20 protein-coding genes are annotated in these 25,680 nt (G+C 70.3%); 7 read left to right on the top strand and 13 right to left on the bottom strand.

All coding sequences use genetic code 11. The features are described from left to right. Window positions 1–32: 32 nt before the first annotated feature. Both ACEN9J_RS39010 and ACEN9J_RS39005 read right to left on the bottom strand, forming a co-directional pair. A complete protein-coding gene (locus tag ACEN9J_RS39010; protein ID WP_209547073.1) occupies window positions 33–833 on the bottom strand; it encodes a transporter substrate-binding domain-containing protein in 801 nt (266 codons plus the stop codon). Between the two features lie 55 nt (window positions 834–888). Continuing rightward, entirely contained in the window at window positions 889–1,575 is a 687-nt protein-coding gene (locus ACEN9J_RS39005) for an RraA family protein (protein ID WP_203207963.1), read from the bottom strand. Window positions 1,576–1,672: 97 nt separating this feature from the next. Here ACEN9J_RS39005 and ACEN9J_RS39000 point away from each other — a divergent pair, with 97 nt between their 5' ends. Beyond that, entirely contained in the window at window positions 1,673–2,398 is a 726-nt protein-coding gene (locus ACEN9J_RS39000; RefSeq protein WP_413765107.1) for a FadR/GntR family transcriptional regulator, read from the top strand. Here the strand turns inward: ACEN9J_RS39000 and ACEN9J_RS38995 are convergent. Further along, window positions 2,389–3,231 carry an oxidoreductase gene (locus tag ACEN9J_RS38995; RefSeq protein ID WP_413765106.1) on the bottom strand — a complete coding sequence of 281 codons (843 nt, stop codon included), beginning with the start codon at window positions 3,229–3,231 and terminating at the stop codon, window positions 2,389–2,391. The two genes, ACEN9J_RS39000 and ACEN9J_RS38995, sit on opposite strands and share 10 nt — an antisense overlap. 136 nt (window positions 3,232–3,367) lie before the next feature. On the opposite strand from ACEN9J_RS38995, the gene ACEN9J_RS38990 reads away from it, so the two are divergent. Further along, window positions 3,368–4,333, top strand: coding sequence for an AraC family transcriptional regulator (locus tag ACEN9J_RS38990; RefSeq protein ID WP_413765105.1), 966 nt, complete (start codon window positions 3,368–3,370; stop codon window positions 4,331–4,333). A 39-nt stretch (window positions 4,334–4,372) separates the two neighbouring features. Here the strand turns inward: ACEN9J_RS38990 and ACEN9J_RS38985 are convergent, their stop codons facing one another. Continuing rightward, window positions 4,373–4,705 carry a hypothetical protein gene (locus ACEN9J_RS38985; protein ID WP_172705659.1) on the bottom strand — a complete coding sequence of 111 codons (333 nt, stop codon included), beginning with the start codon at window positions 4,703–4,705 and terminating at the stop codon, window positions 4,373–4,375. A 176-nt stretch (window positions 4,706–4,881) separates the two neighbouring features. On the opposite strand from ACEN9J_RS38985, the gene ACEN9J_RS38980 reads away from it, so the two are divergent. Then, window positions 4,882–5,970 carry a YihY/virulence factor BrkB family protein gene (locus tag ACEN9J_RS38980; RefSeq protein ID WP_413765104.1) on the top strand — a complete coding sequence of 363 codons (1,089 nt, stop codon included), beginning with the start codon at window positions 4,882–4,884 and terminating at the stop codon, window positions 5,968–5,970. Here ACEN9J_RS38980 and ACEN9J_RS38975 read toward each other — a convergent pair. The 3 genes from ACEN9J_RS38975 to map all read right to left on the bottom strand — a co-directional run bounded on the left by ACEN9J_RS38975 (window position 5,942) and on the right by map (window position 8,912). Beyond that, on the bottom strand, window positions 5,942–7,696 hold the full coding sequence (locus tag ACEN9J_RS38975) for a RecQ family ATP-dependent DNA helicase (protein WP_413765103.1): 1,755 nt from the start codon (window positions 7,694–7,696) through the stop codon (window positions 5,942–5,944). The two genes, ACEN9J_RS38980 and ACEN9J_RS38975, sit on opposite strands and share 29 nt — an antisense overlap. Further along, window positions 7,696–7,995, bottom strand: a complete 300-nt coding sequence (locus ACEN9J_RS38970; protein WP_057596244.1) for a hypothetical protein — start codon at window positions 7,993–7,995, stop codon at window positions 7,696–7,698. Before ACEN9J_RS38970 ends, ACEN9J_RS38975 begins: the two co-directional genes overlap by 1 nt. 125 nt (window positions 7,996–8,120) lie before the next feature. Next, the gene (gene map / locus ACEN9J_RS38965) at window positions 8,121–8,912 is read right to left on the bottom strand and encodes a type I methionyl aminopeptidase (RefSeq protein WP_413765102.1); all 792 of its coding nucleotides are present in this window, start codon (window positions 8,910–8,912) and stop codon (window positions 8,121–8,123) included. A 136-nt stretch (window positions 8,913–9,048) separates the two neighbouring features. Here map and ACEN9J_RS38960 point away from each other — a divergent pair, with 136 nt between their 5' ends. Continuing rightward, entirely contained in the window at window positions 9,049–10,281 is a 1,233-nt protein-coding gene (locus tag ACEN9J_RS38960) for a hypothetical protein (protein ID WP_413765101.1), read from the top strand. A 21-nt stretch (window positions 10,282–10,302) separates the two neighbouring features. Here the strand turns inward: ACEN9J_RS38960 and ACEN9J_RS38955 are convergent, their stop codons facing one another. Next, window positions 10,303–13,179 (bottom strand): ATP-binding protein, encoded by a 2,877-nt coding sequence (locus ACEN9J_RS38955; protein WP_413765100.1) that lies wholly within the window; start codon window positions 13,177–13,179, stop codon window positions 10,303–10,305. Window positions 13,180–13,397: 218 nt separating this feature from the next. On the opposite strand from ACEN9J_RS38955, the gene ACEN9J_RS38950 reads away from it, so the two are divergent. After that, a complete protein-coding gene (locus ACEN9J_RS38950; RefSeq protein WP_413765099.1) occupies window positions 13,398–14,690 on the top strand; it encodes an epoxide hydrolase family protein in 1,293 nt (430 codons plus the stop codon). Window positions 14,691–14,712: 22 nt separating this feature from the next. Here the strand turns inward: ACEN9J_RS38950 and ACEN9J_RS38945 are convergent, their stop codons facing one another. After that, the gene (locus ACEN9J_RS38945; RefSeq protein ID WP_057595974.1) at window positions 14,713–15,213 is read right to left on the bottom strand and encodes an Lrp/AsnC family transcriptional regulator; all 501 of its coding nucleotides are present in this window, start codon (window positions 15,211–15,213) and stop codon (window positions 14,713–14,715) included. Window positions 15,214–15,400: 187 nt separating this feature from the next. Here ACEN9J_RS38945 and ACEN9J_RS38940 point away from each other — a divergent pair, with 187 nt between their 5' ends. After that, the gene (locus ACEN9J_RS38940) at window positions 15,401–16,789 is read left to right on the top strand and encodes a pyridoxal phosphate-dependent decarboxylase family protein (RefSeq protein WP_413765098.1); all 1,389 of its coding nucleotides are present in this window, start codon (window positions 15,401–15,403) and stop codon (window positions 16,787–16,789) included. Between the two features lie 190 nt (window positions 16,790–16,979). On the opposite strand, the gene ACEN9J_RS38935 is transcribed toward ACEN9J_RS38940, so the two are convergent. The 4 genes from ACEN9J_RS38935 to ACEN9J_RS38920 form a co-directional block, all read right to left on the bottom strand. Next, window positions 16,980–18,011 carry an ATP-binding protein gene (locus tag ACEN9J_RS38935; RefSeq protein ID WP_413765097.1) on the bottom strand — a complete coding sequence of 344 codons (1,032 nt, stop codon included), beginning with the start codon at window positions 18,009–18,011 and terminating at the stop codon, window positions 16,980–16,982. A 163-nt stretch (window positions 18,012–18,174) separates the two neighbouring features. Next, the gene (locus tag ACEN9J_RS38930; protein WP_413765096.1) at window positions 18,175–18,564 is read right to left on the bottom strand and encodes a response regulator transcription factor; all 390 of its coding nucleotides are present in this window, start codon (window positions 18,562–18,564) and stop codon (window positions 18,175–18,177) included. Window positions 18,565–18,665: 101 nt separating this feature from the next. Next, complete coding sequence (locus tag ACEN9J_RS38925; RefSeq protein ID WP_413765095.1) at window positions 18,666–19,370, bottom strand: response regulator transcription factor; 705 nt, start codon at window positions 19,368–19,370, stop codon at window positions 18,666–18,668. Then, window positions 19,367–24,475: an AAA family ATPase gene (locus tag ACEN9J_RS38920; protein ID WP_413765094.1), complete on the bottom strand. Its 5,109-nt coding sequence runs from the start codon at window positions 24,473–24,475 to the stop codon at window positions 19,367–19,369. Before ACEN9J_RS38920 ends, ACEN9J_RS38925 begins: the two co-directional genes overlap by 4 nt. A gap of 358 nt (window positions 24,476–24,833) precedes the next feature. On the opposite strand from ACEN9J_RS38920, the gene ACEN9J_RS38915 reads away from it, so the two are divergent. Beyond that, window positions 24,834–25,646, top strand: a complete 813-nt coding sequence (locus ACEN9J_RS38915; RefSeq protein ID WP_413765093.1) for an alpha/beta fold hydrolase — start codon at window positions 24,834–24,836, stop codon at window positions 25,644–25,646. The last annotated feature ends 34 nt before the right edge of the window (window positions 25,647–25,680 follow it).

The following is a 25,680-nucleotide window of genomic DNA, read 5'->3' as shown; positions in this document are numbered from 1 at the left end:
CGGCGCGTGCCGCGCTCGTCGGGTCGACGCTCTCAGGACGCCGCGATCACCGGAAAGTCCGTCCCCAGCCACTTCTGATAGAGCTTGTTGAGCTCGCCGTTCGCGCGGTTGCGCGCGACGAACTCGTCGAGCGTCTTCTTGAGCTCGGCCTGGCCGGGCCGCATGGCGATGGCCATGACCTGCTCGCGCACGGTGAACTTCTTCTCGTAGGTGTCGGGCGGCACGCGCTTGGCGATCTGCGCGGCTACGGTGGTGGAACAGCCGATCGCATCGACCTGGCCCGAGATCAGCGCCTGCATGCCCGAGGCATCGTCGTCGAAGCGGCGGATCTCGGTGCCCTCGGGTGCCATGGCGGTCAGCGCCACGTCCTGGACGCTCGCGCGCGCCACCCCGATGCGCCGTCCCTTGAGGTCGGCCGCGCTCTTAATGTCGACCTTCTTCGCGCCGTACAGGATCACGGTGGCGGTCGCATAGGGCGCCGAGAAGTCGACCTGCTTGGCGCGCTCGGGCGTGATCGCGAGCGAGGCCACGAGCAGGTCGACCTTGTTGGTCAGCAGGAACGGGATGCGGTTGGGCCCGGTGACGGGCACGAGGTTGAGCTTGACGCCGAGGTCCTTGGCCAGCAGCCGCGCGACGTCGGCGTCATAGCCGTCAGGCTGGTTCTGCGCATTGGTGGTGCCGTAGGGCGGAAAGTCCACGAGCAGCCCGACCGTGAGCTGGCCCTTCTTCTGGATTTCCGCGGCGCTTTGCGCCACGGCGGCACCGGACAGGCCGGCCATGGCGGCACCGGCCGCGACCGCCAGCAGTTGCCGGCGCGACATCGAATCGAACATCTGAGTCTCCTTGTGAATGGGCGGCGGGGTACGAGAGAGAGGCGAGGCGGTCCCGTCACATCACGCCGAAGGTTTCGAAGGCCTCGACCGTGCTCATCCCGTTGCGGATGGCGGTGCGCACCGCGTTCTCGGTACTGGCCTTCTCGAGCGCGCGGCGCAAGGCCTCGACCTCGGCCTCCTTCGGCACGATCAGCACGCCGTCCTGATCGCCGAAGACGATGTCGCCCGGACGCACGCGCACGCCCTGGATCTCCACCGGCACGCGGTAGTCGACGACCTTGCCGCGCGGGCCCTGGTCCTGCGAATAGCCGCCGAGCGAGAAGACCGGCAGGCCCAACTCGAGCACCTCGTTGGTGTCGCGCGAATAGCCGTCGAGCACCGCGCCCGCCGCCTTCAGGTGCTGGGCGCGTGTCGTCATGAGCCCGCCCCAGAGTGCGAACTGCGGCGCGCAGCCGGTCGCGACATAGACCTCGTGGGGCTTCAAATCGTCGAGCGCCTGGAACAGCAGTCCGAAGGGTTGCCGGCTCAGCGGCGTCTTGCCCTCGGGCTCGGTGCGCGCGAAGCAGTTGGTCTCGAGCACCGGCATCGCGCGGCCCGCGATCACCATCGAGCGCTCCACCGGCCTGATGGCGGGCGGCAGGAACTGCCGCAAGAGCCCCATGGTGTCGAGGATGTCGCCCACGACGGCGGGGAACAGCTTGGTCTTCATGAGCTGGAACAGCTCGTCATCGTCTTTCCACATGCTTGTCTCGTTCGTTCGGTCGGCCGGTAATCAATGGCCCGATTGAACGGGGCGCCCGCGTGGGTCGCAAGCTCTCACCCTATATGATAGGTAGACGATGACCGCCCACCCCTTCGTCCTGGACAAGCTCGAGCGCGTGCCGCTCTCGGAGCAGGCCGTGCAGAGCCTGCTGGGCTACATCGAGCGCTCGCGGCTGGCGCCCGGCGCCGCGCTGCCCGGCGAAGGCCGGCTGGCCGAGATCCTCGGCGTGAGCCGGCCCGTAGTACGCGAGGCGCTGCGCACGCTCAAGGGCATGGGGGTGGTCGACATCGCCAACGGCAAGAGCCCGATCATCCGGCGCGACCTCGACGCCACCGCGATGTCGATCTACTTCGCACGCGCGCTGCAGGTGCTCGACAACTCCACCGAGGACCTGATGGCCGTGCGCGCGGCACTCGAAGGCCAGTCCGCGGCGCTCGCGGCCGCGCGCCGGCAGCCGGCCCAGATCGAGCGCATGACGGCGCTGGTGACCCGCATGCAGGGCTGCCTGCACGACCCGGCCACCTATGCGGCGCTCGACACCGAGCTGCACGTCGAGATCGCGCGCGCCAGCGGCAACCCCTTGCTGTGGCAGATGATCGGATCTATCCGCGCGTCGCTGGAATCGCAGTCGCGCCAGGGCATGGAGCGGCGCAAGACTCGCAAGAGCCTGCAGCAGGTGCAGGACGGCCATGCCGAACTCGTGGCGCGCATCTGCGAGGGCGACGTGGCCGGTGCCGCGGCTTCCATGCAGGCCCACATGGCCGCGGCGCTGCATGCGCTGCTGCGCGAACCTCAGGCGTGATCGGTCGAGCGCGTCACCGCTTCCCAGGCATCGATCTCTTCTGACATCGCCGCGAGCTTGGCGCGCACGAGCGCGAGCGCGTCGGTGCCCAGCAGCAGGTGCGCCGGCGGATTCGGCGCATCGACCAGCGCGAGCAGTGCCTGCGCCGCCTTCGCGGGATCGCCGGTCTGCGCCCCGCTCTTGGCCTGCCTGGCCTCGCGGATGGGATCGAAGAGCGCGTCGTAGTCCGCGATGCTGCGCTCCGATCGCACCATCGAGCGCCCCGCCCAGTCGGTGCGGAACGAGCCCGGCGCGACGGCGGTGACATGGATGCCGAAGCCCGCGACCTCCTTGCCGAGCACCTCGGAGATGCCCTCGAGCGCGAACTTGCTGCCGCAGTAGTAGGCGATGCCGGGCATGGTGATGAAGCCGCCCATCGAGGTGATGTTGACGATGTGGCCGCGGCGGCGAGTGCGCATCGAGGGCAGCGCGGCCTTGATCATCGCGACCGCGCCGAAGACGTTCACGTCGAACTGGCGTTGCATCTCGGCCAGACTGGACTCCTCCAGCGTGCCCTCGTGCCCGTAGCCCGCGTTGTTGATCAGCACGTCGATGGGCCCGTGCTCGGCGATCAACCGGGGAACGGATCGCTCGATCGCGTCGAAATCGGTGACGTCGAGCACCACGGCATGCGATCGGCCGGGCGCGCTGCGCTCGAAGGCTTCCTTGTTGCTTTCGCTCCTGACGGTACCGAGCACCGTGTGCCCCTGCGCGAGGGCGGCCGCCGCGAAGGCTTTTCCGAATCCCGAGTTGACGCCCGTGATGAGGAAGGTCTTGAGTGATGTCTGGGTCATGTTCGGCTCCTTGAAGATCAGGCACCTATCGTAGAAATCGCAGCACGGTCGCGATATGCCGAGTCCCACACATGGCTTGCCTAAAACTACGAAGCCGTGGACCCGGCGGCCCGGCTGTGGCAGATTCGCGACTCCCATGAACGACGCTCGTCCACGCAACGCACCACCCAAGGTCTACCCTATGCAGCGGCAGATGGTCGACCTGGTGCGGCCCTTGGCGCCGATCGAAGGCTACAACCTGACTGTGCTGCCCGATGTCCGGATCCTCCGGTCTGACCGGCCGCTGGCCCGCGCGCCGGTGCTCTACGAACCCGGCATCGTCATCGTGCTACAGGGCCGCAAGCGCGGCTTCCTCGGCGACGAGGTCTATCTCTACGACGCGCAGCACTACCTGGCCGTGTCGGTGCCCGTTCCCTTCTCGATGGACACGGACGCATCGGCGCAGGAGCCGCTGCTGGCGATCTACTTCCGCCTCGACTTCCAGGTCGCGGCAGAACTGATGATGAAGCTCGACGAACACGGGTTGGCCGAAGGCGCGGCACCCAAGGGCCTGATGTCGACCCCGATGGACGCTCGCCTGGCCCGCGCCGTGCTGCGCTTTTTAGAAGTGATGAATTCGCCGCTCGAGGCGCCGATCCTTGGCCCCGACCTGGTGCGCGAGATCTACTTCCGCGTTCTCACCGGCGAGCAGGGCAGCGCCATCCGGGCCTCGCTCACGCGCCAGGGCCACTTCGGCAAGATCGCGAAGGCCATCCGCACCATCCATTCGCGCTTCGATCAGAAGCTCGACATCGACGGCCTCGCCGACGAGGCCGGCATGAGCCCCACCTCGTTCCACGCGCACTTCAAGGCCGTCACCTCGACTTCGCCGATCCAGTACCTGAAGACCACGCGCCTGCACCAGGCGCGGCTGATCATGGCCCGCCACCAGGTCACGGCCGCGCATGCCAGCGCGCAGGTGGGCTACGAAAGCCCCTCGCAGTTCAGCCGCGAGTTCAAGCGCATGTTCGGCCGCGGCCCGGCCCAGGAGGCCGCGCGCATGCGCGAGGCCTTCGCGCGGCCCGATCCCTCGCCGCATGCGCTGTACGTGGCCGCGCACTGAAAGCCATGGGGCGTCTTTCAGCTTGACCTGTCGGCCAGCTTACTGAGGGCTCGTTGTCCGCCCCTGCCCCGTGGCCTGCGTGTTGGGGTTCTCGCCCGCCTTCGAACCCATCGACGAACCAGTGCCGGGGCGCGCCTTCTGGTTCGACGCCTTGCCCTGCGGATTCAGGTTGCCACCCGACATCGAGTTGCCCTGGCTGGTGGCGGAAGGCTGGGTGGTGGCCGAGGTCCCGCCGTTCTTCGGTTGCGTCGCGACACTGTCCGAGCTGTTCAGGCCCGGACCGCCGCCGCCGCTGCCACCGGACTGGGCCAGGGCGGGCACGACGGCCAAAGCAAAACCGCTGGCGCAAAGGATTCGGGTGATTCGGTTCATGAAGAAGTCTTTCCTGAAGTGGTGAAGAGAAGACTTCAATGAACCGCCTTGCCGCATCGGCCCGGGTGGGGCATCCGCGCCCTCCCCTGTCAGCCAATGCGCATCCCGCGCGACCCACGCCATGAACCGCGGGTTTCCTACGGCCGCCGAGGGAGGGCGCGGGCACGGTGTCGGCCATGGCCTCTTCCTCGACCCGCACCGCCCGCTCGCCCGGTCTTCTTCGCCTGTGCAAGGACGCCGTGATGGCATGGATCGACGATTTCGCGCCGAGCATGGGCGCGGCGATCTCGTACTACACGATGTTCTCGCTGGCGCCATTGCTGGTGATCGTGATCGCGGTGGCCGGCGCGCTGTTCGGCGCCGAAGCCGTACAGGGCCAGATCGCGGCGCAGCTCTCGGGCCTGATCGGCGCGGAAGGCGCACTGGCGGTGCAGGGGCTGATCCGAAGCGCCAGCGAACCCTCGCGCGGCCTGGTGGCCGGCGCGATCAGCATCGTCGTGCTGGTGGTCGGCGCCACCACGGTCTTCGCCGAACTGCAGAGCGCGCTCGACCGCATCTGGCATGTGCCCGAGCGCGTGAAGCCGCAGGGCGTGTGGGGCATTCTGCGTGCGCGCGTGCTGTCGTTCGGACTGATCCTCGGCCTCGCGTTCCTGCTCATGGTCTCGCTCGTGGTGAGCGCGGCGCTCGCCGCGCTGGGAAGCTGGAGCGCCGCGCTGCTGCCGGGATGGGAGGCGCTGCTGCAGGGCGTCAACATCCTCGTCTCGCTCGCGATCCTCACCGTGCTGTTTGCGATGATCTTCAAGTTCATGCCGAGCGCGCCCATTGCCTGGCGCGACGTGTGGGTCGGCGCCGGCGTGACTGCCGTGCTGTTCGAGATCGGCAAGGTGCTGATCGGCCTGTACCTCGGCAAGAGCGGCGTCAACGAATCCTTCGCGGCCGCGGGCTCGTTGGTGGTGCTCCTGGCCTGGGTCTACTACGCGGCGCAGATCTTCCTGCTGGGCGCGGAGTTCACCAAGGTCTATGCCAATGCCCATGGGTCGGTGGCCGCGGGCAAGGCGCAGGCGGCCACGGAGGAAGCCGCGCGGCAGGCGGAGGCGGGCACGGACAGCCAGGTCGCGACCGGTCGCGCGCCGCCCGAGCCTGTCCGTCGCGCGCCGCGCCGGCTGGCATCGCCACTGGCCATGTTCGTCGGCGGCGCGCTGTTCATGGCGCTGGCGATGCGCCGCACGCGGCGGATCAGGCCGGCACGGGCACCGCGAAGCTAGCGGCGCCCGACATCGCGAGTGCGGCGGGCGACTTGCGCGCCGCTCTCCGGCGGCTCACGTAGTCGGGATGGAAGCAGCGCCGGCTGCCATCCTCGAAAGCCACCGTGACCATCCCGTCGGTCGAGGACACGACGACGCCGGCGCCGAAGCGCTTGACCTTCACGGGATCGCTCTCGGCGAAGGGCATGCGCTCGCGCGTCGCGGCTTTCGCGACCTTGGCGGTTTGCTCGCTCACCACGATGGGCTGCGCCATCGCGGCCTCGTGCGCCGCGATGCGCCGGCAGTTGTCGCAGGTGCCGCAGCGCTTCGCCGTGGCCGAGGGATCGAGGTCGTCGAGCAGCAGTTGCCAGCGGCACTGGCCCGACTGCGCATAGGCCAGCATGCGCTCGAGCGTCTCGCGGTCCTGCTCGCGCCGCGCCTTGTAGCCGTCGAGCATCGCGCCGAAGTCGGCGCGCTCGGCCATCGCCTGCCGCAGCGCGATGCGCCCGCGCCGGTCGATGGCCAGCAGCTTCTGCTGTCGCAGCAAGGCGATCGCCGCCTGCATGCGCGTGCGCGGACGCTCCAGCGCATCGAGCAGGTTCGCGGCGGTCCAGCCCTCGGGCGTTGGTGGCTCCGCGAGCAGTTGCCGGTACACGGCATCGAGGTCCTCGAGCTGCGGATAGCGGCCCGCGAGAAAGAATTGCTGCACCGATCGGTCCTTGGCGTGGAACAGCAGCACGCAGCGCGCGCGCTCGCCGTCGCGGCCCGCGCGACCGGCCTCCTGGTAGTAGGCATGCAGGCTCGAGGGCATCTGGCAATGCACGACGAAGCGGATGTCGGGCTTGTCGATGCCCATGCCGAAGGCATTGGTCGCGACCATCACGCGCGCGCTGCCCGCCATGAACGCTTCCTGCGCCTCGGCGCGCTCGCGCGCACCGAGCTTGCCGTGATAGAGCGCGACCGATTGATCGGCCGCCTTCAGGGCATCGAAGGCCTCCTGCGCGGCCTTCACCGTGGCAGCGTAGACGATGCCGCTGCCGGCCTCCTCGCGCACCAGTTCGACGATGCGGCGCTGGCGCTCCGGCTCCTGCGTCGTCTGCTCGACCTCGAACCGCAGGTTGGCGCGGTAGGCGCCGGTATCGATCAGGCCCGCGCGCGGAATGCCCAGGTTCTTCATGACATCCGCCGCCACCTCCTCGCCCGCGGTGGCCGTGAGCGCGAGCACGGGCGGGCCGCCGAGCGCGCGGACGGCCGGACCGATCTCGAGGAAGGCGGGCCGGAAGTCGTGGCCCCATTGCGAGATGCAGTGCGCCTCGTCGACCGCCACCAGCGCCACGCGGTGCGCCGATAGCCGGCTCACGAACCCGGGGTCCGCCAACCGCTCGGGCGTGACCAGCACGATGCGCGCGCTGCCGTCGTCGATCGCCTGCTCGGCCCGTTCCAGCTCTTCGGCGCCCAGCGCGCTGTTGACCTGCACGGCGCAGATGCCCAGCGCCCGCAGCTTGTCGCACTGGTCCTTCATCAACGCGATGAGCGGAGACACCACCAGCGTGCGGCCCTCGAGCAGCAAGGCCGGCAGCTGGTAGCACAGAGATTTGCCGGCGCCGGTGGGCATCACGGCCAGGGTCGAGCGGCCGGCCATCACGCGCTCGATGACCTCGGCCTGGCCCGCGCGCAGGCGGGCATGGCCGAACACCTGGCGCAGCGTGTGCTTGAGGCGCGCGGCTGCATCGGGAACGCCTGGCATCAGGCGGTCTCTTCGTCGTCGTCCTCGCCGTTCTCGTCGGCGAGCTCCTCGGCATTCAGCGTTTCGGGGTCGTCGACGGCGTCGGCGACCTCCGTCGCGGCGTCCGGAAAGACGCCCACGCGGTCGGGCAGGATGTCCGCGTTGGTCGCCGGCTCCTCGCCGCCGTCGATGACGGCGCGGTCGTCGCCCGCGGCATCGCTGCCGCTGTCGCTGGAATCGCTGGGGCCGAGGGCGTCGGCGTCGGTGCCCTTGGGGGCGGTCGGGGCGTGCTCGCCGCCGAGGATGCTGCTGGTTGCCATGTGCGTCGTTTCCTTGGAAGACAGATGCACACAGACTGGGAGCCATCGCGCGCGGCGGAAGTAGGAGATTCGCGCATCCGGGCCGCCATCGATGTCTACGGATGCGGGTCGCCTCGACGGGCGCTTCAGACCGGCGGGTAGCTCCCGGTCCCGTCGGGCCAGTGCGTGAGCACCTCGTGGCCCTCGGGCGTGACGGCCACCATGTGTTCCCACTGGGCCGAGAGCGAGCGGTCCTTCGTCACCACCGTCCAGCCGTCGGGCAGGTGGCGGATCTCGCGCCCGCCCGCGTTAAGCATCGGCTCGATGGTGAACACCATGCCCGGCACGAGCCGCAGGCCCTCGCCGCGGCGTCCGTAGTGCAGCACCTGCAGGTCCTCGTGGTAGACCTGCCCGATGCCGTGGCCGCAGAACTCGCGCACCACGCCGAAGTGCTCGCGCTGCGCCACCGACTGGATCGCATGGCCGACGTCGCCCAGCGTGGCGCCGGGCCTGACGGCGAGGATGCCGGCGCGCATCGCCTCGTAGGTCGTCTCCACCAGCCGGCGCGCGAGCACGCTCGGCGCGCCGACGAAGTACATGCGGCTGGTGTCGCCGAACCATCCGTCCTTGATGACGGCCACGTCGATGTTGACGATGTCGCCCTTCTTCAGGATCTTGTCGGGCGAGGGAATGCCGTGGCAGACCACCTGGTTGACCGAGGTGAGGATGGTCTTCGGATACCCCTGGTAGCCCACGTTGGCCGGGACGAGGCCCTGCACGTTCACGATGTAGTCGTGGCAGATGCGGTCGAGGGTTTCGGTGCTCACGCCCGGCACCACGTGCGGCTCGATCATGGCGAGCACTTCGGCCGCAAGGCGGCCGGCCTGGCGCGCCTTGTCGATCTCTTCGGGGGACTTGATGTGGATGCCGGAAGCCATGGATGCTCGAACCTCAATGCATATCGCATATACGAAACATATATGAATCATACATTCTCCGTGGCATCCGCCCTCGCCTGGAAGGAGGGGCCGGCGTGACACAGGCGCTGCCTATACTGGCCCGCAGGAGGGGAACATGCTGTCATTCATCCGCCGCCTTTTCGACCGGAAGCCCGGCACCGAACATGTCGCCCGCTTGCTCCTGCAGGAGCTGCAACGCCTGCTGCCCGACGAGAAGCTGGTCCTCGATCCCGAGCAGTTCCTGATCCGCCGCGCGGACGGCGGCACGGTCTACCTGCACAACCTCTACACCGACTGCTGCCAGGCCCGGCCGGCGGAGCGGCGCGAGCAGATCGCGCGCTTCGCGCTGGGCGTCGCGGGCATCGGCAGCGACCGGCCCGCCGACCTCGACGAGGCCAGGCCGCGGCTGCTGCCCATATTGCGGCGCCTCGCCGGCGTGGACCTCGCGCGCATCTCGCATGGCGACTTCTCGAAGAAGCTCGAGGACACGATGGTGTGGACCCCGTTCTCGCCCACACTGGGCGCGGCCGTCGCCATCGACAGCGACCATGCGATCGCGCAACTGAGCCCCGACGACCTCGAGCGCTGGGGCATCGGCTTCGAGCAGGCCTTCGAGATCGCGGTCGACAACCTGCGCCACAAGGCCGCGCCGGCCTTCGGCCAGCTCGCGCCCGGGCTCTACGTGTCGAACTACGGCGACTACTACGACGCGGGCCGCATCTTCCTGCACGAACTGGCCTGGCAGTTGCCGCTCGATGGCGACCCGGTGGCGATGGCGCCGAACCGCACCTGCCTGCTGGTCTGCGGTGCCGGCGATGCGGACGCGCTCGAGAACATGATCGCCACCGCGCGCCGGGTGCTGCGCGAGCAGTCGCGCCCGCTGAGCGCCGAGATGTTCAGGCTGCGCGACAAGACCTGGTCGCTGTGGACCCCGCCCGGCCAGGCTGGCGTGCAGCTCGCGGCGCTGCTGCGCGAAGAAAAGGCGGTCGACTACAACGACCAGCAGGAGGTGCTCGAGAAGGCCCACGTGGAGGCCGGCATCGACGTCTTCGTCGCCAAGCACAGCCTGCTGCGGCGCGAATCCGATGGCGCTCTGGTCAGCTATGCGGTGCTGCCCAAGGGCGTCGACACCTGGCTGCCCGAAGCCGACCTGGTCTTTCTCTGCGAGGTCGCGGACGAAACGCCGACCATCGTCGCATGGCCGCATTTCGCCGAGCATGCGGGCCACCTGATCGAGCGGCTGCCGCTGGCCGTGCCGCGCTGGAAGGTGCTCGGCTATCCCGAGGGCGACTGCCTGCGGCGGCTGCGGGCGCTGGCGACGACGGTGGAGGCCGTGCAGCTGCAGTGAGCGGGACGGCGGCGGTTGCCCTCAGCCCGCCGCATCCTCCGCGCCGTCGAGCAGGCGCGCGGCCTCCTGCAGGTCCGTCGTCTCAAAGCCCTCGGCGAAGTTGGCGAACACCTCCGCGAGCAGATCGCGGCCTTCCTGCGCGCGCTCGCCATCGGCCCACAGCCGCGCCAGGTCCATTGCCACGCGCAGCTCCCACGAGCGTGCGCCCTGCTGGCGGCTGACCGCCAGCGCCTCGTCCAGGCATTGCCTCGCCTGCGCGAGGCGCGGGGCCGGCCCGCCCGACAGCGCGCGCGCCTTCACGCGCAGCAGCTCCGGCAGGTTGTAGAGGTCGCCCTTGGCATGGACCAGCGCGAGCGTGTCGTCCATCAGGGCCAGGGCTTCGTCGTGCCGGCCGGTCATGACCAGGCCTTCCGCGAGCGTGAGGTTGAAGGCCGAAGTCAGCAGCTCGTAGCGCGATTCGCGCAGCTCGACCAGGCAGCCCTGCAGCGCGCGCACGCCTGGCTCGGCATCGCCACGCCGCACGCAGAGCTCGCCCTTCACGCCGCGGCCCACCGCGAGGTAGGGCGTCAGCGAATGCGATTCGGCGAAGGCGATGAAGCTGTCGATGTCGCGCTCGGCGCGCTCGAGATCGCCGGCCCAGAGATAGACCGACACGGCCCAGATCAGCGCGATGCACAGCGTGACCGGATGGTTGAGCGCGCGCGCCTCGTCGACCGCGCGCTGTGCCAGTGCCATCGCCTGCGAGGGATGGCCCTGCAGCCACAGGGTGCGGGCCAGCGAGATGCAGGCGCGGTTGTGGAAGTCGAAGCCCGAGTAGATGCTGGTGCCCTGCCGCGACAGCGTCGACCCCGCGATCGCGGCCTCGAGAAAATGCCGCGCGCCCGCCTGGTCGCCCAGCAGGTGGTTCGACAGCCCCACGAGCGAATCCGCGATGGCCCGCGCGGTCGGGTCGTCGATCGAGGCCGCCACGCGCGCGCAGCGATTCGCATGGCTCAGCGACTCCACGAAATCGCCGATCCGCTCGTGGAAGATCTGCAGCCGCGCCAGCAGCTGGACCTGGCTCGCGCCGTCGCCGAGCGCCTCGGCCACCTGCAGGCTGCGCTCGAGCGCATGCCGCACCTCGTCGCTGTTGCCGCGCGTGAACATCTGAGAGAGACCGACGGCCGCCTGCAGATGCATCTCCACCGCGCTGCCGCGCGCGGCGGGCGTGAGTTCGGCCAGCGCGCGCTTCGACCAGGCATGGCATTCGGCCAGCAGCGACATCGCCATGAAGGCCGGCACGGCCGCCACCGCCAGCGAGAGGCCCAGGTCCTTGTCGCCGCCGCGGTCGAAGCACCAGGCGAGCGCCGAGCGCACGTTGCCGAGGTCGGCCAGGTCGGAGGCGCGGGCGGTGTCGCCCGAGAACGCATCGTGCTCGGCGGCCATGCGCTCGAGCCGCGTGCGGAAGTGCAGCGCATGGCGGCGCGCGCTCGCCTCGGAGGTTTGTGCATCGGCCTTGGCGAGCGCATAGGCGCGCGTGCTCTCGAGCAGGCGGTACTGCGCGGAGCCGCCCGCGCGATGCACCGCGAGCAATGATTTCTCGGCCAGGCTCGCGATCGCGTCGACCACCTGCGCCTGCGTCAACGCCTCGTCGGCCACCACCTGCCGCGCGGCCTCGAGCGAGAAGCGGCCGACGAAGACCGCGAGCCGGCACAGCACCTCGCGCTCGCGCGGGTCGAGCAGCTCGTAGCTCCAGTCCAGCGTGGCCTGCAGCGTCTGGTGGCGTGGCCGCGCCGTGCGCTGGCCGAGCCACGACAGCGCGAGCCGCTCGTCGAGCAGCGCGGCGGTCTGGCGCAGGCCATAGGTGGTCACGCGGCGCGCCGCGAGTTCGATCGCGAGCGCAAGGCCGTCGAGCTTCCTGCAGATGCCAGCGACGACCTGCGCGTCGGCATCGTCGAGCGCCGGCATCGCGCCGCTCGCGCCGGCCCGGTCCATGAACAGGCGCGTGGCCGGATACAGCAGCACGTCGCGCGCCAGCAGGCCCGGCTGGTCGGGCGGCGTGGCCAGCGGGTCGAGCGGATGGATGTGCTCGCCCGGCACGCGCAGCGCCTCGCGGCTGGTCGCGAGCAGGTGGATGCCGGGCGCGGCCTGGAAGATGCGCTCGGCCAGCAACGCGGCCGCCGCGATCACGTGCTCGCAGTTGTCGAGGATCAGCAGCATCCGCCTGCCGCGCAGGTAGGCGATGAGGCTGGGCACCGGATCGGCCGAGCGCACCGACAGCCCGAGCATCGAGGCGATGGCGCTCGGCACCAGACCGGGGTCGGCCAGCATCGAGAGGTCGACGAACACCACCGCGCCGTCGAAGCCGCTCAACATGCCCTGCCCCACGCGGATGGCGACCGAGGTCTTGCCCACGCCGCCCGAGCCCACGATGGTGACGAAGCGGCTCCTGGCGAGTTGCGCGGGAATCGCCGCGAGGTCCTTGGCGCGGCCCAGCAGTTCCAGCGGCTGCGCCGGCAGGCCCGGTTCGATCGGCCCTACCGCGGCTGCTGCATCGGCCCGGACTTCGGCCACGGCCTCGCCGCGCGTGACGCGTGCGACGAAGCAATAGCCGCGGCCCACCACGTTCGACAGGTAGCGCGCGCCGTCCTCGCCGTCGTTCAAGGCCTGCCGCAGCATCGTGATCTGGTAGCGCAGGCTGCCGTCGGACACCACCATGCCGGGCCAGGCGCGTGCCATCAGCTCTTGCTTGCTCACGATCGCGTTGGCCTTCGCGACCAGCACCAGCAGCACGTCCATCGCGCGACCGCCGAGCTCCACCAGTTCTCCGTCGCGCGCGAGTAGGCGTTCGCCCACGCGCAGCGTGAAGGGACCGAAGTGGAGGATGTCGTCGGCCCCGGAGGGCGGTGCGTCGCTCATGGCGGAAAGGGGATCTGGGGGCGTCGGGGCGCGCCGAGGATACCCGAGCGACATGCGCCGCGCGCGGGCGCCGCGTCACCCGTGCGCGGCGGATTTGTATGGCCGTGTGTCGCGCCGCCTTGCAGGTACTTGCGCATGCGAATCGGCCGAATCTTCACACACCCGGGATACATCGGCTGGCTTCAATCGAGTGGTTTTCACTTCACAGAGACCACACCATGACCGAACCGATTTCCTCCCTCACGCGCCGCCGCCTGCTCGCCACCTCGATGGCCTTCAGCGCCGCGTCGGCCGCCACCGGCGCTTTCGCCATGCTGCGCCCGCCTTCGGCCACCGGCCCCGACGACACCTCGGTGCGGCCCTTCCGCGTCGCCGTCGATCGCGAGGCGCTCGTCGACCTGCGCCGGCGCCTCGCCGCCACGCGCTGGCCGAGTGCCGAGACCGTGGCCGACACCTCACAGGGCGTGCGCCTCGCCACCCTGCGTTCGCTGGTGCGCTACTGGGCCACCGACTACGACTGGCGCAAGGGCGAGGCGCGGCTCAATGCCGTGCCGCAGTTCGTGACCACCATCGACGGCCTCGACATCCAGTTCGCCCACATCCGCTCGCGCCACGCCGACGCGATGCCGCTGATCATGACCCACGGCTGGCCCGGCTCCATCTTCGAGCTGCTCAAGGTCGTGGGCCCGCTGACCGACCCCACCGCGCACGGCGGCCGCGCCGAGGACGCGTTCCATCTCGTGCTGCCCTCGCTGCCGGGCTTCGGCTTCTCGGGCCAGCCCGAAGCCACCGGCTGGGACTCCAACCACATCGCGCGCGCCTGGGGCGTGCTGATGGCGCGGCTGGGCTACAAGCAGTTCGTCTCGCAGGGCGGCGACTGCGGCTCCGTGATCTCGCACCGCATGGCGATCCAGAAGGTGCCGGGCCTGATCGGCATCCACGTCAACATGCCCGGCACCGTGCCCGCCGAGATCGCCGCCATCCTCGCCGCGGGCGGCCCCGCGCCCGCCGGCCTGTTGCCGAGGGAGCGCGCCGCCTTCGACAAGCTCGACGACTTCTACAGGAACAGCTCGGGCTACTCCGCCATGATGGTCACGCGCCCCCAGACCCTGGGCTACGCCCTCGCCGACTCACCCGTGGGCCAGGCCGCCTGGATCTACGACAAGTTCGCGACCTGGACCTATTCGGGCGGCGTGCCCGAGCGCGTGCTCCCGCGCGACGAGATGCTCGACGACATCTCGCTGTACTGGCTCACCAACAGCGCGACCTCGGCGGCACAGATCTATTGGGAGGACCACTCGAACAACTTCAATGCGGTCGACATCTCGCTGCCCGCGGCCGTGACGGTGTTTCCGGGCGAGATCTACCAGGCGCCGCGCAGCTGGGCGGACCGGGCCTATCACAAGCTCATCTACTGGAACGAGGTCGACAACGGCGGGCACTTCGCGGCCTGGGAGCAGCCGGAGCTGTTCAGTCGCGAGGTGCGGGCGGCGTTCAGGTCGTTGCGCTGAGCCGGGCGCGCGAGCCCTGTCGTCAATCCGCCGCGTGCGGACTGGGCCCGCGTTCGACCAGCGTGCGCAGCGCCATCTGCGTGCGCGTTCCTTCCACGCCCTCGACCTCGTGGATGCGCGCCAGCAGCACTTCCAGCGCCTGCGCATCGCGCGTGCGCACCTTCAGCAGGAGGCCGCTGTCGCCGGTGACGATGTGGATTTCCTCGATATCGGGAAGCGATTCGAGCGCCGCGATCTGGCGGGCACGCTTCACGGTGCTGGTGATCACCTGCACGAAGCACAGCAACGGCCGCCCCAGCTTCGCGCCATCGAGGCGCGCCACGGTCGCGAGGATCACCCCGTCGCGTTTGAGCCGCTTCACCCGCTCATGCACCGCGGGCGCCGACAGGTGAAGCAACTCGCCCAGCGCGGCATAGCTGAGCGTGCTGTCGTTCGCGAGAAGCCCTAACAGTCTTCGGTCGACAGCATCCAGGCGGGCGGGTGCCTTGCTCTCCGGTTGAAGCTGGTTCGTATTTTTGGCCATGGTCCTGAAAGCGCTAGGGCAGCTGAATGATGTTCGGGAGAATAAGCCAAAGACAGAACATCATTCGGTGAACAACATGCCTGCACTTTCGGACCTCGCCTTTCCGCTCTCAGCATCAGAGGCAGCCCCACCCAGCCGCCTGCTCGGAGCGGTGCCACCGGACGCATGGGCACGGGTCCTGTCTCGCATGAGCCCGATCGGCCCTTCATCCCGCGAACAACGTACCGTGGACGTGATCGATCACGCCAGCGCCGAGTCGCTTCGCGCGATCGGCGTGCCCGCACAGGCCCGGCCGCTGGAAGAGGTGGTCGACCAGATGCTGGACGAGATCTACCCCTGGCGTGCGCGCATGGACCATCCCCGGTTCCTGGCCTTCATTCCGGGACCGTCTTCGCCGCTGTCGGCCCTGGGCGACTACTTGACCGCCGTTCACAACGTCCACGCCGGCAGCTGGTTGCAGAGCTCGGGGACCAGCGTCATCGAAGCGGCGCTCATTCGATGGCTGGCGGCGCAGGTCGGGCTCCCGCCTTCGGCGGGCGGCCTGTTCGTGTCGGGGGGCTCCATGGCCAACCTGACGGCGCTCGCGATGGCACGCGATTTCAAGCTCGAGCCGGCGCAGCGCCTGCAAGGCGTTGCCTACGTTTCGGAGCAAACGCATTCATCCGTTGCCAAGGGTCTGAAGATCCTCGGGCTTCTGCCGCATCAGATTCGCCGCATGCCCACCGACGCCGCGTTCCGCATGGACATGACGGCCCTGGCGGCCGCGGTCGAGCAGGACATCTCCGATGGGCTCAGGCCTTTTGCCGTGGTCGCAAGCGCGGGCACGACGAACACCGGCAGCATCGATCCACTGCGACGGATTCGCGCGCTGTGCGATGCGCACGACATGTGGATGCACGTGGATGGCGCGTACGGTGCATCCGCAGCGCTGTCGCCATCGCATCGGGGTTTGCTCGACGGCATCGGCGAGGCCGACAGCCTAAGCTGGGATGCGCACAAGTGGCTGTTCCAGACGTACGGCTGCGGGATGGTTTTCGTGCGTCAGCGCAAGCACCTCTCGCAAGTCTTCCATACCCGACCCGAATACCTGCTTGATGCGCATGCCGACACCGACGCCGACCAGATCAATTTCTGGGACCTCGGCGTCGAACTCACCAGACCGGCACGCGCAATGAAGCTGTGGCTCACCTTGCAGGTGCTGGGATCGGACGCCATGGGCGAGGCGATTGCGCATGGTTGCCGGTTGGCAACCTGGGCTCAGGACGAGCTCGAGAAGGATCCTCGCTGGGACATCGTGTCGCCCGCGCAGTTGGGCATCGTCACCTTCCGCATGACGGATGCGGCCATGAGCCCGGAGGCGCTCGATGCGCTGAACAGCGAGATTTCATCGCGGGTACTTCAGGAGGGCTTTGCGACGGTCTTGACCACGCGATTGCGCAATCGAACCGTGCTGCGAATTTGCGCGATCCATCCGGATGCCACTGAAAGCGATATGCGGAAGACGATCCGGATGCTGACGTCATATGCCGACGCGGTACTCGCTTCGGGCGTTCATATCTCCAAATCCTTTTCGTAACGAACCACCGGCCGTGCCCTTGAGCCGGTCGCTGACCAGGGAAGCCTTATTCGCCCGCGATGCGACGTAAGACTGAATAGGGGCACACCGGCGCGTCTCGATCTATAGCCCTTCTCCGTCCGCACCACACTGAGCGTGACAAATCCGCGCCGCCCCAATCGCACCCGCCCCACTCTCCTCTGCCACGGCGTCACGCCACCACCAACGGCAACGTCAACCGCGCCTCCACCCCTCCAGTACGCCGGTTCTGCAACAACAACTCCCCCTGCATCGACCGCGCCAACCGCCGCGCAATCGCCAGCCCAAGCCCAGACCCAGGCTTGTCCTCCTGCCCCTGCCGCCCCCGCACCCAAGGCGCGAACACCGCATCGATCTGCGCCGGCTTGATCCCCGGCCCCGAATCCACCACCGCCAGCACCAGCCGCTGCGCATCGACATGTGCGCACACCCGCACGTCGCTGCCATAACGCAACGCGTTGTCGATCAGGTTCGCCAGCACGCGCCGCAGCGCGAGCGGGCAGGCGACCACGGGCTGGCCGATGCGGCCGTCGAGCGCGATGGCGCGGCCGGCGTCGCGGTAGCCGCGCACGAGGTTGTCGAGCAGGCCGTCGGCATCGACGCGCTGCAGTGGCTCGGCCACGCTGCGCTGCATGCGCGCGCTGGCGACGCTGGCCTCGACCAGCTCCTGCATCTCGGCAAGATCGCGCTGCATCGCCTCCCGCAGCGCGGGGTCGTCGAGCATCTCGCAGCGCAGGCCCATGCGAGTGAGCGGAGTGCGCAAGTCGTGGGCATAGGCGGCCTGCACGTCGAGGTGCTCGGCCTCGCGCTCGACGCGGCGGCGCCGGCCCTTGTTGATGGCGCGTGCCAGCCGTGCGATGGCGCGCGGGCCGCTCTCGGGCAGTTCGGGCATGCGGGCATCGCCGCCGTGCGACTCGAGGGCGCGGGCGATGCGCACGGCGCCGGCGCGGTAGGCCAGTAGCTCGAGGCCGAGGCAGGCACCGATCAGCGCGAGCACGACGAGCACCGATACGCCGAGGATCCACAGCAGGCCGTCGTCGATGCTGCAGACCATGGGCGCGAGCGTGGCGGCGTGCGTGTTCTGGCCGAGGGCGGCGAGTGCCAACGCACGGGCGGCGTACAAGGCCAGGCCCTGCGTGCGCGGGATCGCCTTGGCGGGTGTTTCGGATGCGAGGTCGATGGGTGTCTGAAGGCTGCGGGTCATCTGGAATCTCCTGTCGCCGACGCACCGGCCGGCATGGAAGCGATGACATCACGCGAGGTGGGCCGCCCACCATCGCACCAGCGTTCGCCCAACCCCTACGAAGGTTTGCCCCCGGCATGCGCGCGGCTGGCGCGGCAAGAGACGATGGCGTGGGCGGCGCGCCTCAGCGCCGCGCCTCGGCGTCGTGCAAGGCGTGCCGGATCCAGGCCTCGAGTTCGGCGGCGTCGATCGGCTTCTCGATCAGGCACAGCGCGGTGCTGGCGCGCACGCGCTCGCGCGTGTGCGCCGAGGCATAGGCGGTGATGAACAGCGTGGGCACGCGCAGGCCATCGCGGTCGAGGCGCTCGAGCAGCTCGATGCCGTCCATGGCCTCCATGCGGATGTCGCACACGAGGCAGCGGGTCTGCCGCTGCAGGCCCGAGGCCAGGAAGTCCGACGCCGATTCGAACGCGCGCGCCTCCCAGCCGAACGAGCGCACCAGGCTGCTGGTGGCGGCGCGCACGAAGGGGTCGTCGTCGACGATGGAAACGAGATCGATGGCTGACAGGGACAAGAGGCTTCCCGTTCTCTACCGGGCTCTGGACGATGGCGCAGGACACGCGGGCACGACCCGGGCTTGCAGAATACCGGCGGCACGGCGCGACGCCATCATCTCTAGGTATGGTGCGCGACGGCCGGCTGCGCGCGCGGCAGGCCCTGCACGACGCCGAGCGCTTCCATCTTGCGCACCAGCTCGGCGACCGAGCGCGATTCCATCTTGCGCATGGCCTGGCCGCGGTGGATCTTCGCGGTGATCTCGGCAATGCCCATGCGGTCGGCGATCTGCTTGTTCATGAGGCCCGAGGCCACGTGCTGCACCACCTCGCGCTCGCGCGGCGTGAGCAGGGCCCAGCAGTCGCGCGCGGCCTGAAGCGCGCGGTCGGTGTCGAGCCGCCTGGCGTCGGCATCGAGCGCGGCGGCCACGGCGTCGAGCATGTCCTGGTCGCGAAAGGGCTTGGTGAGGAAGTCGACGGCGCCGGCCTTCATGGCGCGCACGGTCATCGCGATGTCGCCATGGCCGGTCATGAAGATGATCGGCATGTGCGGCCGGCCTGCCTCGCGCAGGGCCTGCTGGAACGCAAGGCCGCTCTGGCCGCGCAGGCGCACGTCGAGCACCAGGCACGAGGGCCCGGGCGCGCGCGGCGCGGCCTGGAACTCCTCGGTGGTGGCGAAGGCGCGCACCTCGAGGTCGACCGAGCGCAACAGGCTGCCGATGGCGGCGCGCACCAGGTCGTCGTCGTCGACGACGAACACCACGCGCGCGTCGCCGGCCAGCGGGGCGCCCGGGGATCTGTAGAGGAGGCTTTGGGAAGAGGTCATGGGGCGAGGCCAGGTTCGGACAGGGGCAAGGTGAAAACGGCGCGCGTACCCGCGGGCTCGCGCCGCGACAGCGACAAGGTGCCGCCATGCGCGTCGAGGATCGACTTGCAGATCGCCAGGCCCATGCCCATGCCGTCGGCCTTGGTCGTGAACAAGGGCTTCAGCAGGTGCTCGCCCGCTTCGTCGCCGATGCCGGTGCCGGCGTCGTCCACGGCCACGCGCACCCGGCCCTCGCCGTCGCCACCACCATCGCTGCCGCAGCTCAGGCACAGCGGACGCGGGCCCGGCGGCAGCGAAGCCATGGCCTCGGCGCCGTTCATCAGCAGGTTGACCACCACCTGCTGCAGCTGCACGCGGTCGCCGTGCACGAGCACGGCGGCCTCCAGGCCGCGCAGCTCGAGCGCCACGCCGAGCGTGTCGAGCGGGCCGGCCACCAGCACTGCCGCTTCGCGCAGTGCCTCGTTGAGGTCGAAGGCCGCGAGCCGCGGCTCGGCATTGCGTGCCTTGGCGCGCAGGGCCTGGATGATGCTGCGGGCGCGCAGCGCGCTCTTGCCGATGTGGGCGAGCATCTCGCGCGCCTCGGCGATGTCGGGCGGGCTGCGGTCGAGCCAGCGCAGCGCGGCGCTCGCGGAGGTGTCGACGGCGGCGATCGGCTGGCCGACCTCGTGCACGATCGACGCGACCAGCTCGCCCATGGCCTTGAGCCGGGTGGCGCGCTCGAGGTCGGTGAGCGCGCCGCGCAACTGCTCCTCGGCGCGGGCGCGCTGGCGGTTCTGGTCGACCAGCTCCTCGTAGAGGCGCGCGTTCTCGAGCGCGAAGGCGGCCTGCGACGCGATCACCTCGAGCACCTCGGCCTTGGCCGGCGTGAAGACGTGCGAGGCGAGGTTGTTCTCGAGGTAGAGCACGCCGACCAGGCGCGCATGGCGCATCAGCGGCACGCACAGCACGGAGCGCGGCCTGCGCCGGCGGATGTAGTCGTCCTGCGCGAGCGAAGCGTTCTCGCGCGCATCGTCGATCACCATGTGCTGCTGGGTGCGCGCGACGGCCTGCACGATGCCGAGCGGCAGAACGTCGGGACCGAAGGTCGCGGCCTCCTGCGTGACCGCGATCGTGCCGTCGACCACCGAGGCCCGGGCGCGCAGTTGCCATTCGTCTTCGCGCAGCAGCGCCAGCGAACCGTGCTCGGCACCGGCGTTCTCGAGCGCAGTGCGCAGCAGGGTGTCGACCAGGCGCTCGGGCACGATCTCGCTGGCCAGCGCGTTCGAGATGCGCAGCACGGCCTGCGCATCGAGCGCCTGCAGCCGGCTGCCGGCGCCCACTTGCTCGTCGCTCTCGAACAGGCCCGGGTACTCGGCCTGCAGCAGCCGCACCTTGGCCATGGCGCCCCAGCGCTGCCAGGCGCCGCGCGCATGCCGCAGGTTGCCATAGGCCGACAGCTCGTCGCCACGCGCCGCATGGAAAGCACCGGCGCATTCGGCGGCCAGCGCTTCCACTTGCGTGAAGCCATGCCGGCGCGCATGCGTCACGGCGCGCGCATAGGCCTCGACCGCGGCCGCGGGATCGCCGTCGATGCGCAGGCGCTCCGCGCGCACCAGCTCGTGCCGCGCGAGGAAGTTGCCCGGGCAGGCCAGGGCCCAGGTCTCGAGCTGGGCCAGGTCGCGCCGCAGCGCGGCCTGCTGCGCGTCGTCGCGCTCGGGCAGCGCGAGCAGCGCCAGCGCGCCATAGAACGGCAGGTCGCCGCTCTCGGCGAAGGTGCGTGCCGAATCGGCGCAGGCCTCGGCGCGGCGGCGCGCCTCGAGTGCCTCGTCGAGCCGGCCGAACAGCAGCGCGGCCTGCAGGCGGTAGACCCAGAACGCGAAGTCCACGAGCGTGGCGGGATCGCCCTCGCGCGGAACGCGCGGCTGCGCCTGCGGGTCGCCGTCGCTGCCGTCCTGCAGTTGCGACAGCAGCTGCTTCTGCGCGAGCAGCGCGTCGATCACGAGCTGGAAGTTGGCGTCGCGCGCAATTGCCAGGCCGCGCTCGACGGTGTCGCGCACGTCGCCCAGCAGTTCGCCCGCGAACAGCATGCCCGTGGCCTGGTTGCGCCCGCAGTAGATCGCGAAGGTGTGGTCGCCGCTCGCCACGGCGAGCTCGTAGGCGCGCCGGATGTAGTCGCGCGCCGCGCGCGCGGGCTGCGACCACGGGACGACCATGGTGCCGAAGGTCATGTAGACCCGGCCGCGATAGCGCGCGAGGCCGCGCTCGTCGACCAGGTGCAGCGCGAGCGCGCCGAACTCGCGCGCCGTGGCGTAGTCGCCGTAGCGCACGCCGAACACCTGCGTCATGCAGACGTAGCCGTCGGCCGAGGCATCGGCATGGCCGTGCGCGATGCCCAGCCGCGCCATGTGCAGCAGGATCAGGTCGACCAGGTTCTGGTCGGTGTAGAGCGCAGGCGGAATCAGGTCGGCAAAGATGTCGGTGATGGCGCGGCGCAGCGGGTCGGCCACGATCGGCAGTTGCCGGAAGGCGGCCATGCCGTGGCGCTCGATCCAGGCCCGCAGCGCCGCATGCTCGCGGTCCACCGCGGCGGCATCGGGCTGGCGCGGCAGCTCGATGCCGGCCTTGCGCAGGAAGGCCAGGCCGACGTCGAGCGCGCGGTCGAAACGGCCGAGCGTGGTGTAGAGCGCCGCGCGCAGGCGCGTGAGGTCGGCGCCGAAGATGCCCTCGCCCGCGACCTGCTCGAGCGCTGCCAGCCGTGCCTCGGCCACCTCGAGCGCACCGGTCATGAACTCGGCCTCGCCGCACAGGGCGCGTGCATGCAGGCCGTCCTCGCTCGCATCTTCTTCGCCCAGGAAGGCCAGCGCGGCACGGAAGAAGCCGAGCGCCGAGTGATGGGCGGTGGCGGCCTTCGCCTGCCGGCCGGCCTCGAGGTTGAGCCGGGCGAAGGCGCGGCGCTCCTCGGGCGCGTCGACGGCCGGTCGCGCGAGACTGGCCTGCACGGCGAGCGTGAAGCGCTGCGACGGCGCGCCTTGATGCGCGAGCTGGCGGCGCACGATCTGCAGGTGCAGGCCCGGACGCTCGCCGGCCGCGAGCGAGAGGTAGGCGGCTTCGCGGATGCGGTCGTGCCAGAACACCCAGTCCTCGCCCTCGCGGTGCACGCTGCCGGCCTCGAGCGCGGGTTCGAGCACCGCATCGAGCGCACGGGCCGCCTCGGCGCCGGGTGCCAGGCCCATGGCGACCGCGAGCGACTCGGCCGAGACACGGTGGCCGAGGCAGGCCATGACGCGCAGCGCCGCCTGCGCGGACGCGGGCAGCAGCTCGAAGCGGCGCGCCATCAGTTCGGCCACGTTGTCCACGCCCGGATGCGAGGCGAGGCGCTCGAGGCTCCAGCGCCATGAAGCGCTGTCCGCGTCATAGACGAGCACGCCGTCGTCGGCCAGCAGGTGCAGCAGGTGGTGCGCGAACAGCGGATTGCGTCCGGTCTTGTGGCCGATGGCGCGCGCCAGTTCGTCGACCTCGTCGGGTGCCTGCTGCAGCGCCTGCGCGATCATCTCGCGCAGCGCGGCTTCGTCGAGCGGGCCGAGTTCGATGCGCGCGGCGCCGGGCACCCGGGCCAGCTGGCCGGCGCGCAGCGGATGGTCCTCGGCCACCTCGCCCGCGCGGTAGGCGCCCACCAGCAGCAGGGCCGCGTCCTCGTGCTGGTGCAGCAGGCGCTCGAGCACCTGCAGCGTGCCGGCATCGGCCCATTGCAGGTCGTCGAGCAGGATCACGAGCGGCCGCGCCGAGCTCGCGAAGCAGGCCAGCAGCCGCGCCATGCCCTGCAGCACCCGTTCGCGCTCGAGGCCGGGAGCGGCGTCGGGCGCATCGGGCGGCTCGGGCTGCGCGCCGAGCACGACGGCGAGCGCGGGCAGCAGTCCCGAGAGTGTGCGGTCGACCGGCTTGGCCGCGGCGGCGATGCGGCGGCGCCAGAGCGCGAACTCGTCCTCGGCGCAGCCGAGCACGAACTGCAGCAGCTGCTCGAGCACATCGACCACCAACGCATAGGGCCGGCCGCGGCGCCCCTCCTCGCTCTTGGCCGTTGCCAGCAGCGGCGCGCACGACTGCTGCATGCGCAGCATGGCCTCGCGCAGCAGCGTCGACTTGCCGATGCCCGAGTGGCCCGAGACCCAGGCCACGCGCGAGCGCGCATCGAGCGCAACGCCGCGGTACAGCGCGAGCAGCGCCTCGAGCTCGGCATCGCGGCCCAGCACGCGCGTGAGGCGCGGCAGCCGGCGCAGCGCCGAGTGCGCATCGAGCGCGAAGCGCGGGATGCTGCCGCGCTCGCGCAGCAGGGTGTCGCAGCGGCGCAGGTCGGCCAGCACGCCGGCGGCGTCCGCGTAGCGCTGCTCGGGCGCCTTCTCGAGCAGCTTCATGATCAGCAGCGAGAGCTGTTCGGGCACATCCGCCACCAGCTCGCCCGGTGCGCGCGCGGTGCGGGTCGCATGCGCATGGACCCGTACCGCGGCATCCTCGCCCTGGAACGGCGGGCGGCCCGTCAGCAGCTCGTAGAGCACGCAGCCCAGCGAATAGAGATCCGCGCGCGCGTCCACGCGCAGGTTCATGCGCGCGCCCAGCTCGGGCGCCATGTAGTGGAAGCAGTCCTCGTCCCAGGCGGCCTCGCCGTGATCGGGCGCGGCCTCAGCGTCCGACATGGTGGCGGCATGGCCGAAGCCGGTGAGGCAGGCCCGGCCGTCGGGCGCGAGCAGCAGGCGGTCGGGCGTGATCGCGCGATGCAGCACGCCGGCCGCGTGCATCGCACCGACGGCGGCGACCAGCCGCAGCGCGAGATCGAGGAAGGCGGCAGTGTCGCTGGCGCCCGCACTCGCGCCGCTGCCGCGCAGGGTCTCGCCGCCCGGGTCGCGCAGCACCAGCAGCGCGCCTTCGCCGTGCGGCATCAGCGCGACGGGGAGCGCGGCCCAGTCGTCGCGCAGCACATGGCGCAAGCCGTACTCGCGCTGCAGCAGCGCGGCCGCGGCCGGCGTGGCCTGGCCCCGGCCCGCGACCAGCGAGGTGGGCCCGGCGCCCGCGCGCGCGCGTTCGAGCCGCGGCATGCCGCCGCTGAGCTCGCGAAAGTCCTGGAACCGCATTTCCGGCGGATGGGCCGGCCCCTCGGGTGGATCGGACGCCGCCGCGCTGTCACGTGTCCCGAGTTCCTGATCCTGCATGGTGTGAGCCTCCTGCCGGCTGCTTCCGACTGACGGCCTCGATTGGAACCGCGCTGGCCGCGCGAGAGCGGCGACTGGCGTTGGCGGGTGTTAGGCGTTGTTAGGCGACGGCGCGGAAGCGGGTTTTTGTCGTCGCGGCATGAAAAGTAATGTGCTCATGGGCCGCCTGGACACACAGGCATACAGAGGCCGGCGGCTCGCCGTGGCAGCGCCCCTAGATTCAGCGCCATCGGCCGATGCCGACCACCCCCCTCCCCCTGTTCAAGCAAGGAAAGACACCATGACCCCGATCTCCCGCCGCCTCGGCGCCACCCTCCTCGCCGGCGCCTTCGGCCTCGCCGCCCTCGCGCCGCTGGCCACCTTCGCGCAGCCCGCGCCCGGCGCGCAGCCGCCCAAGCCCACCATCGTGCTGGTGCACGGCGCCTTCGCCGATTCGTCGAGCTGGGACGGCGTGGTGCGCGATCTGCAGAAACGCCACTACCCCGTGATCGCGGCCGCGAATGCGCTGCGCGGTCCGGCTTCCGACGCGGCCTCGGTCGCCGCCGTGGTCGATTCGGTGAAGGGGCCGGTGGTGCTCGTGGGCCACTCGTATGGCGGCTCGGTCATCACGGCGGCCGCCAACGGCAAGCCCAACGTGAAGGCACTCGTCTACGTGGCGGCCTTCGCGCCCGAGGCCGGCGAAACCGCGCTCGGCCTCACCGGCAAGTTCCCGGGCAGCACGCTCGGCCCGACGCTCGCGCCGCCGGTGCCGCTGGCCGACGGCGGCAAGGACCTCTACATCGACCAGGGCAAGTTTCCCGCGCAGTTCGCCGCCGACGTGCCGCTGGCCCAAGCGCGCCTGATGGCCGTAGGCCAGCGCCCGATCGCCGAGGCCGCGCTCAACGAAGCGGCGCAGGCGCCGGCCTGGAAGTCGGTGCCCTCGTGGTTCGTCTACGGCGACCGCGACAAGAACATTCCGCCGGCCGCGATGGCCTTCATGGCCGAGCGCGCGCATGCGAAGAAGACGGTGGTGGTCAAGGGTGCCTCGCATGTGGTGATGACCTCGCAGCCCGAGGCGGTCACGCGCGTGATCGTCGAGGCGGCGGGCGGTTGAGAAGGAGCACACCATGAGCGACATGAATAACGAA

The sequence above is a fragment of the Variovorax sp. Varisp41 genome (assembly GCF_047325085.1).
Classification (GTDB): Bacteria; Pseudomonadota; Gammaproteobacteria; order Burkholderiales; family Burkholderiaceae_C; genus Variovorax.
The sequence above is the reverse complement of the archived record's forward strand: the minus strand, read 5'-3'. Positions and strand labels throughout refer to the sequence as shown.

What these genes read in the sequence shown, in the direction of transcription:
- ACEN9J_RS39010 (WP_209547073.1), bottom strand. Translation starts at nt 833, where the DNA reads ATGTTCGATTCGATGTCGCGCCGGCAACTGCTGGCGGTCGCGGCCGGT.
- ACEN9J_RS39005 (WP_203207963.1), bottom strand. Translation starts at nt 1,575, where the DNA reads ATGTGGAAAGACGATGACGAGCTGTTCCAGCTCATGAAGACCAAGCTG.
- ACEN9J_RS39000 (WP_413765107.1), top strand. Translation starts at nt 1,673, where the DNA reads ATGACCGCCCACCCCTTCGTCCTGGACAAGCTCGAGCGCGTGCCGCTC.
- ACEN9J_RS38995 (WP_413765106.1), bottom strand. Translation starts at nt 3,231, where the DNA reads ATGACCCAGACATCACTCAAGACCTTCCTCATCACGGGCGTCAACTCG.
- ACEN9J_RS38990 (WP_413765105.1), top strand. Translation starts at nt 3,368, where the DNA reads ATGAACGACGCTCGTCCACGCAACGCACCACCCAAGGTCTACCCTATG.
- ACEN9J_RS38985 (WP_172705659.1), bottom strand. Translation starts at nt 4,705, where the DNA reads ATGAACCGAATCACCCGAATCCTTTGCGCCAGCGGTTTTGCTTTGGCC.
- ACEN9J_RS38980 (WP_413765104.1), top strand. Translation starts at nt 4,882, where the DNA reads ATGGCCTCTTCCTCGACCCGCACCGCCCGCTCGCCCGGTCTTCTTCGC.
- ACEN9J_RS38975 (WP_413765103.1), bottom strand. Translation starts at nt 7,696, where the DNA reads ATGCCAGGCGTTCCCGATGCAGCCGCGCGCCTCAAGCACACGCTGCGC.
- ACEN9J_RS38970 (WP_057596244.1), bottom strand. Translation starts at nt 7,995, where the DNA reads ATGGCAACCAGCAGCATCCTCGGCGGCGAGCACGCCCCGACCGCCCCC.
- map (WP_413765102.1), bottom strand. Translation starts at nt 8,912, where the DNA reads ATGGCTTCCGGCATCCACATCAAGTCCCCCGAAGAGATCGACAAGGCG.
- ACEN9J_RS38960 (WP_413765101.1), top strand. Translation starts at nt 9,049, where the DNA reads ATGCTGTCATTCATCCGCCGCCTTTTCGACCGGAAGCCCGGCACCGAA.
- ACEN9J_RS38955 (WP_413765100.1), bottom strand. Translation starts at nt 13,179, where the DNA reads ATGAGCGACGCACCGCCCTCCGGGGCCGACGACATCCTCCACTTCGGT.
- ACEN9J_RS38950 (WP_413765099.1), top strand. Translation starts at nt 13,398, where the DNA reads ATGACCGAACCGATTTCCTCCCTCACGCGCCGCCGCCTGCTCGCCACC.
- ACEN9J_RS38945 (WP_057595974.1), bottom strand. Translation starts at nt 15,213, where the DNA reads ATGGCCAAAAATACGAACCAGCTTCAACCGGAGAGCAAGGCACCCGCC.
- ACEN9J_RS38940 (WP_413765098.1), top strand. Translation starts at nt 15,401, where the DNA reads ATGAGCCCGATCGGCCCTTCATCCCGCGAACAACGTACCGTGGACGTG.
- ACEN9J_RS38935 (WP_413765097.1), bottom strand. Translation starts at nt 18,011, where the DNA reads ATGACCCGCAGCCTTCAGACACCCATCGACCTCGCATCCGAAACACCC.
- ACEN9J_RS38925 (WP_413765095.1), bottom strand. Translation starts at nt 19,370, where the DNA reads ATGACCTCTTCCCAAAGCCTCCTCTACAGATCCCCGGGCGCCCCGCTG.
- ACEN9J_RS38920 (WP_413765094.1), bottom strand. Translation starts at nt 24,475, where the DNA reads ATGCGGTTCCAGGACTTTCGCGAGCTCAGCGGCGGCATGCCGCGGCTC.
- ACEN9J_RS38915 (WP_413765093.1), top strand. Translation starts at nt 24,834, where the DNA reads ATGACCCCGATCTCCCGCCGCCTCGGCGCCACCCTCCTCGCCGGCGCC.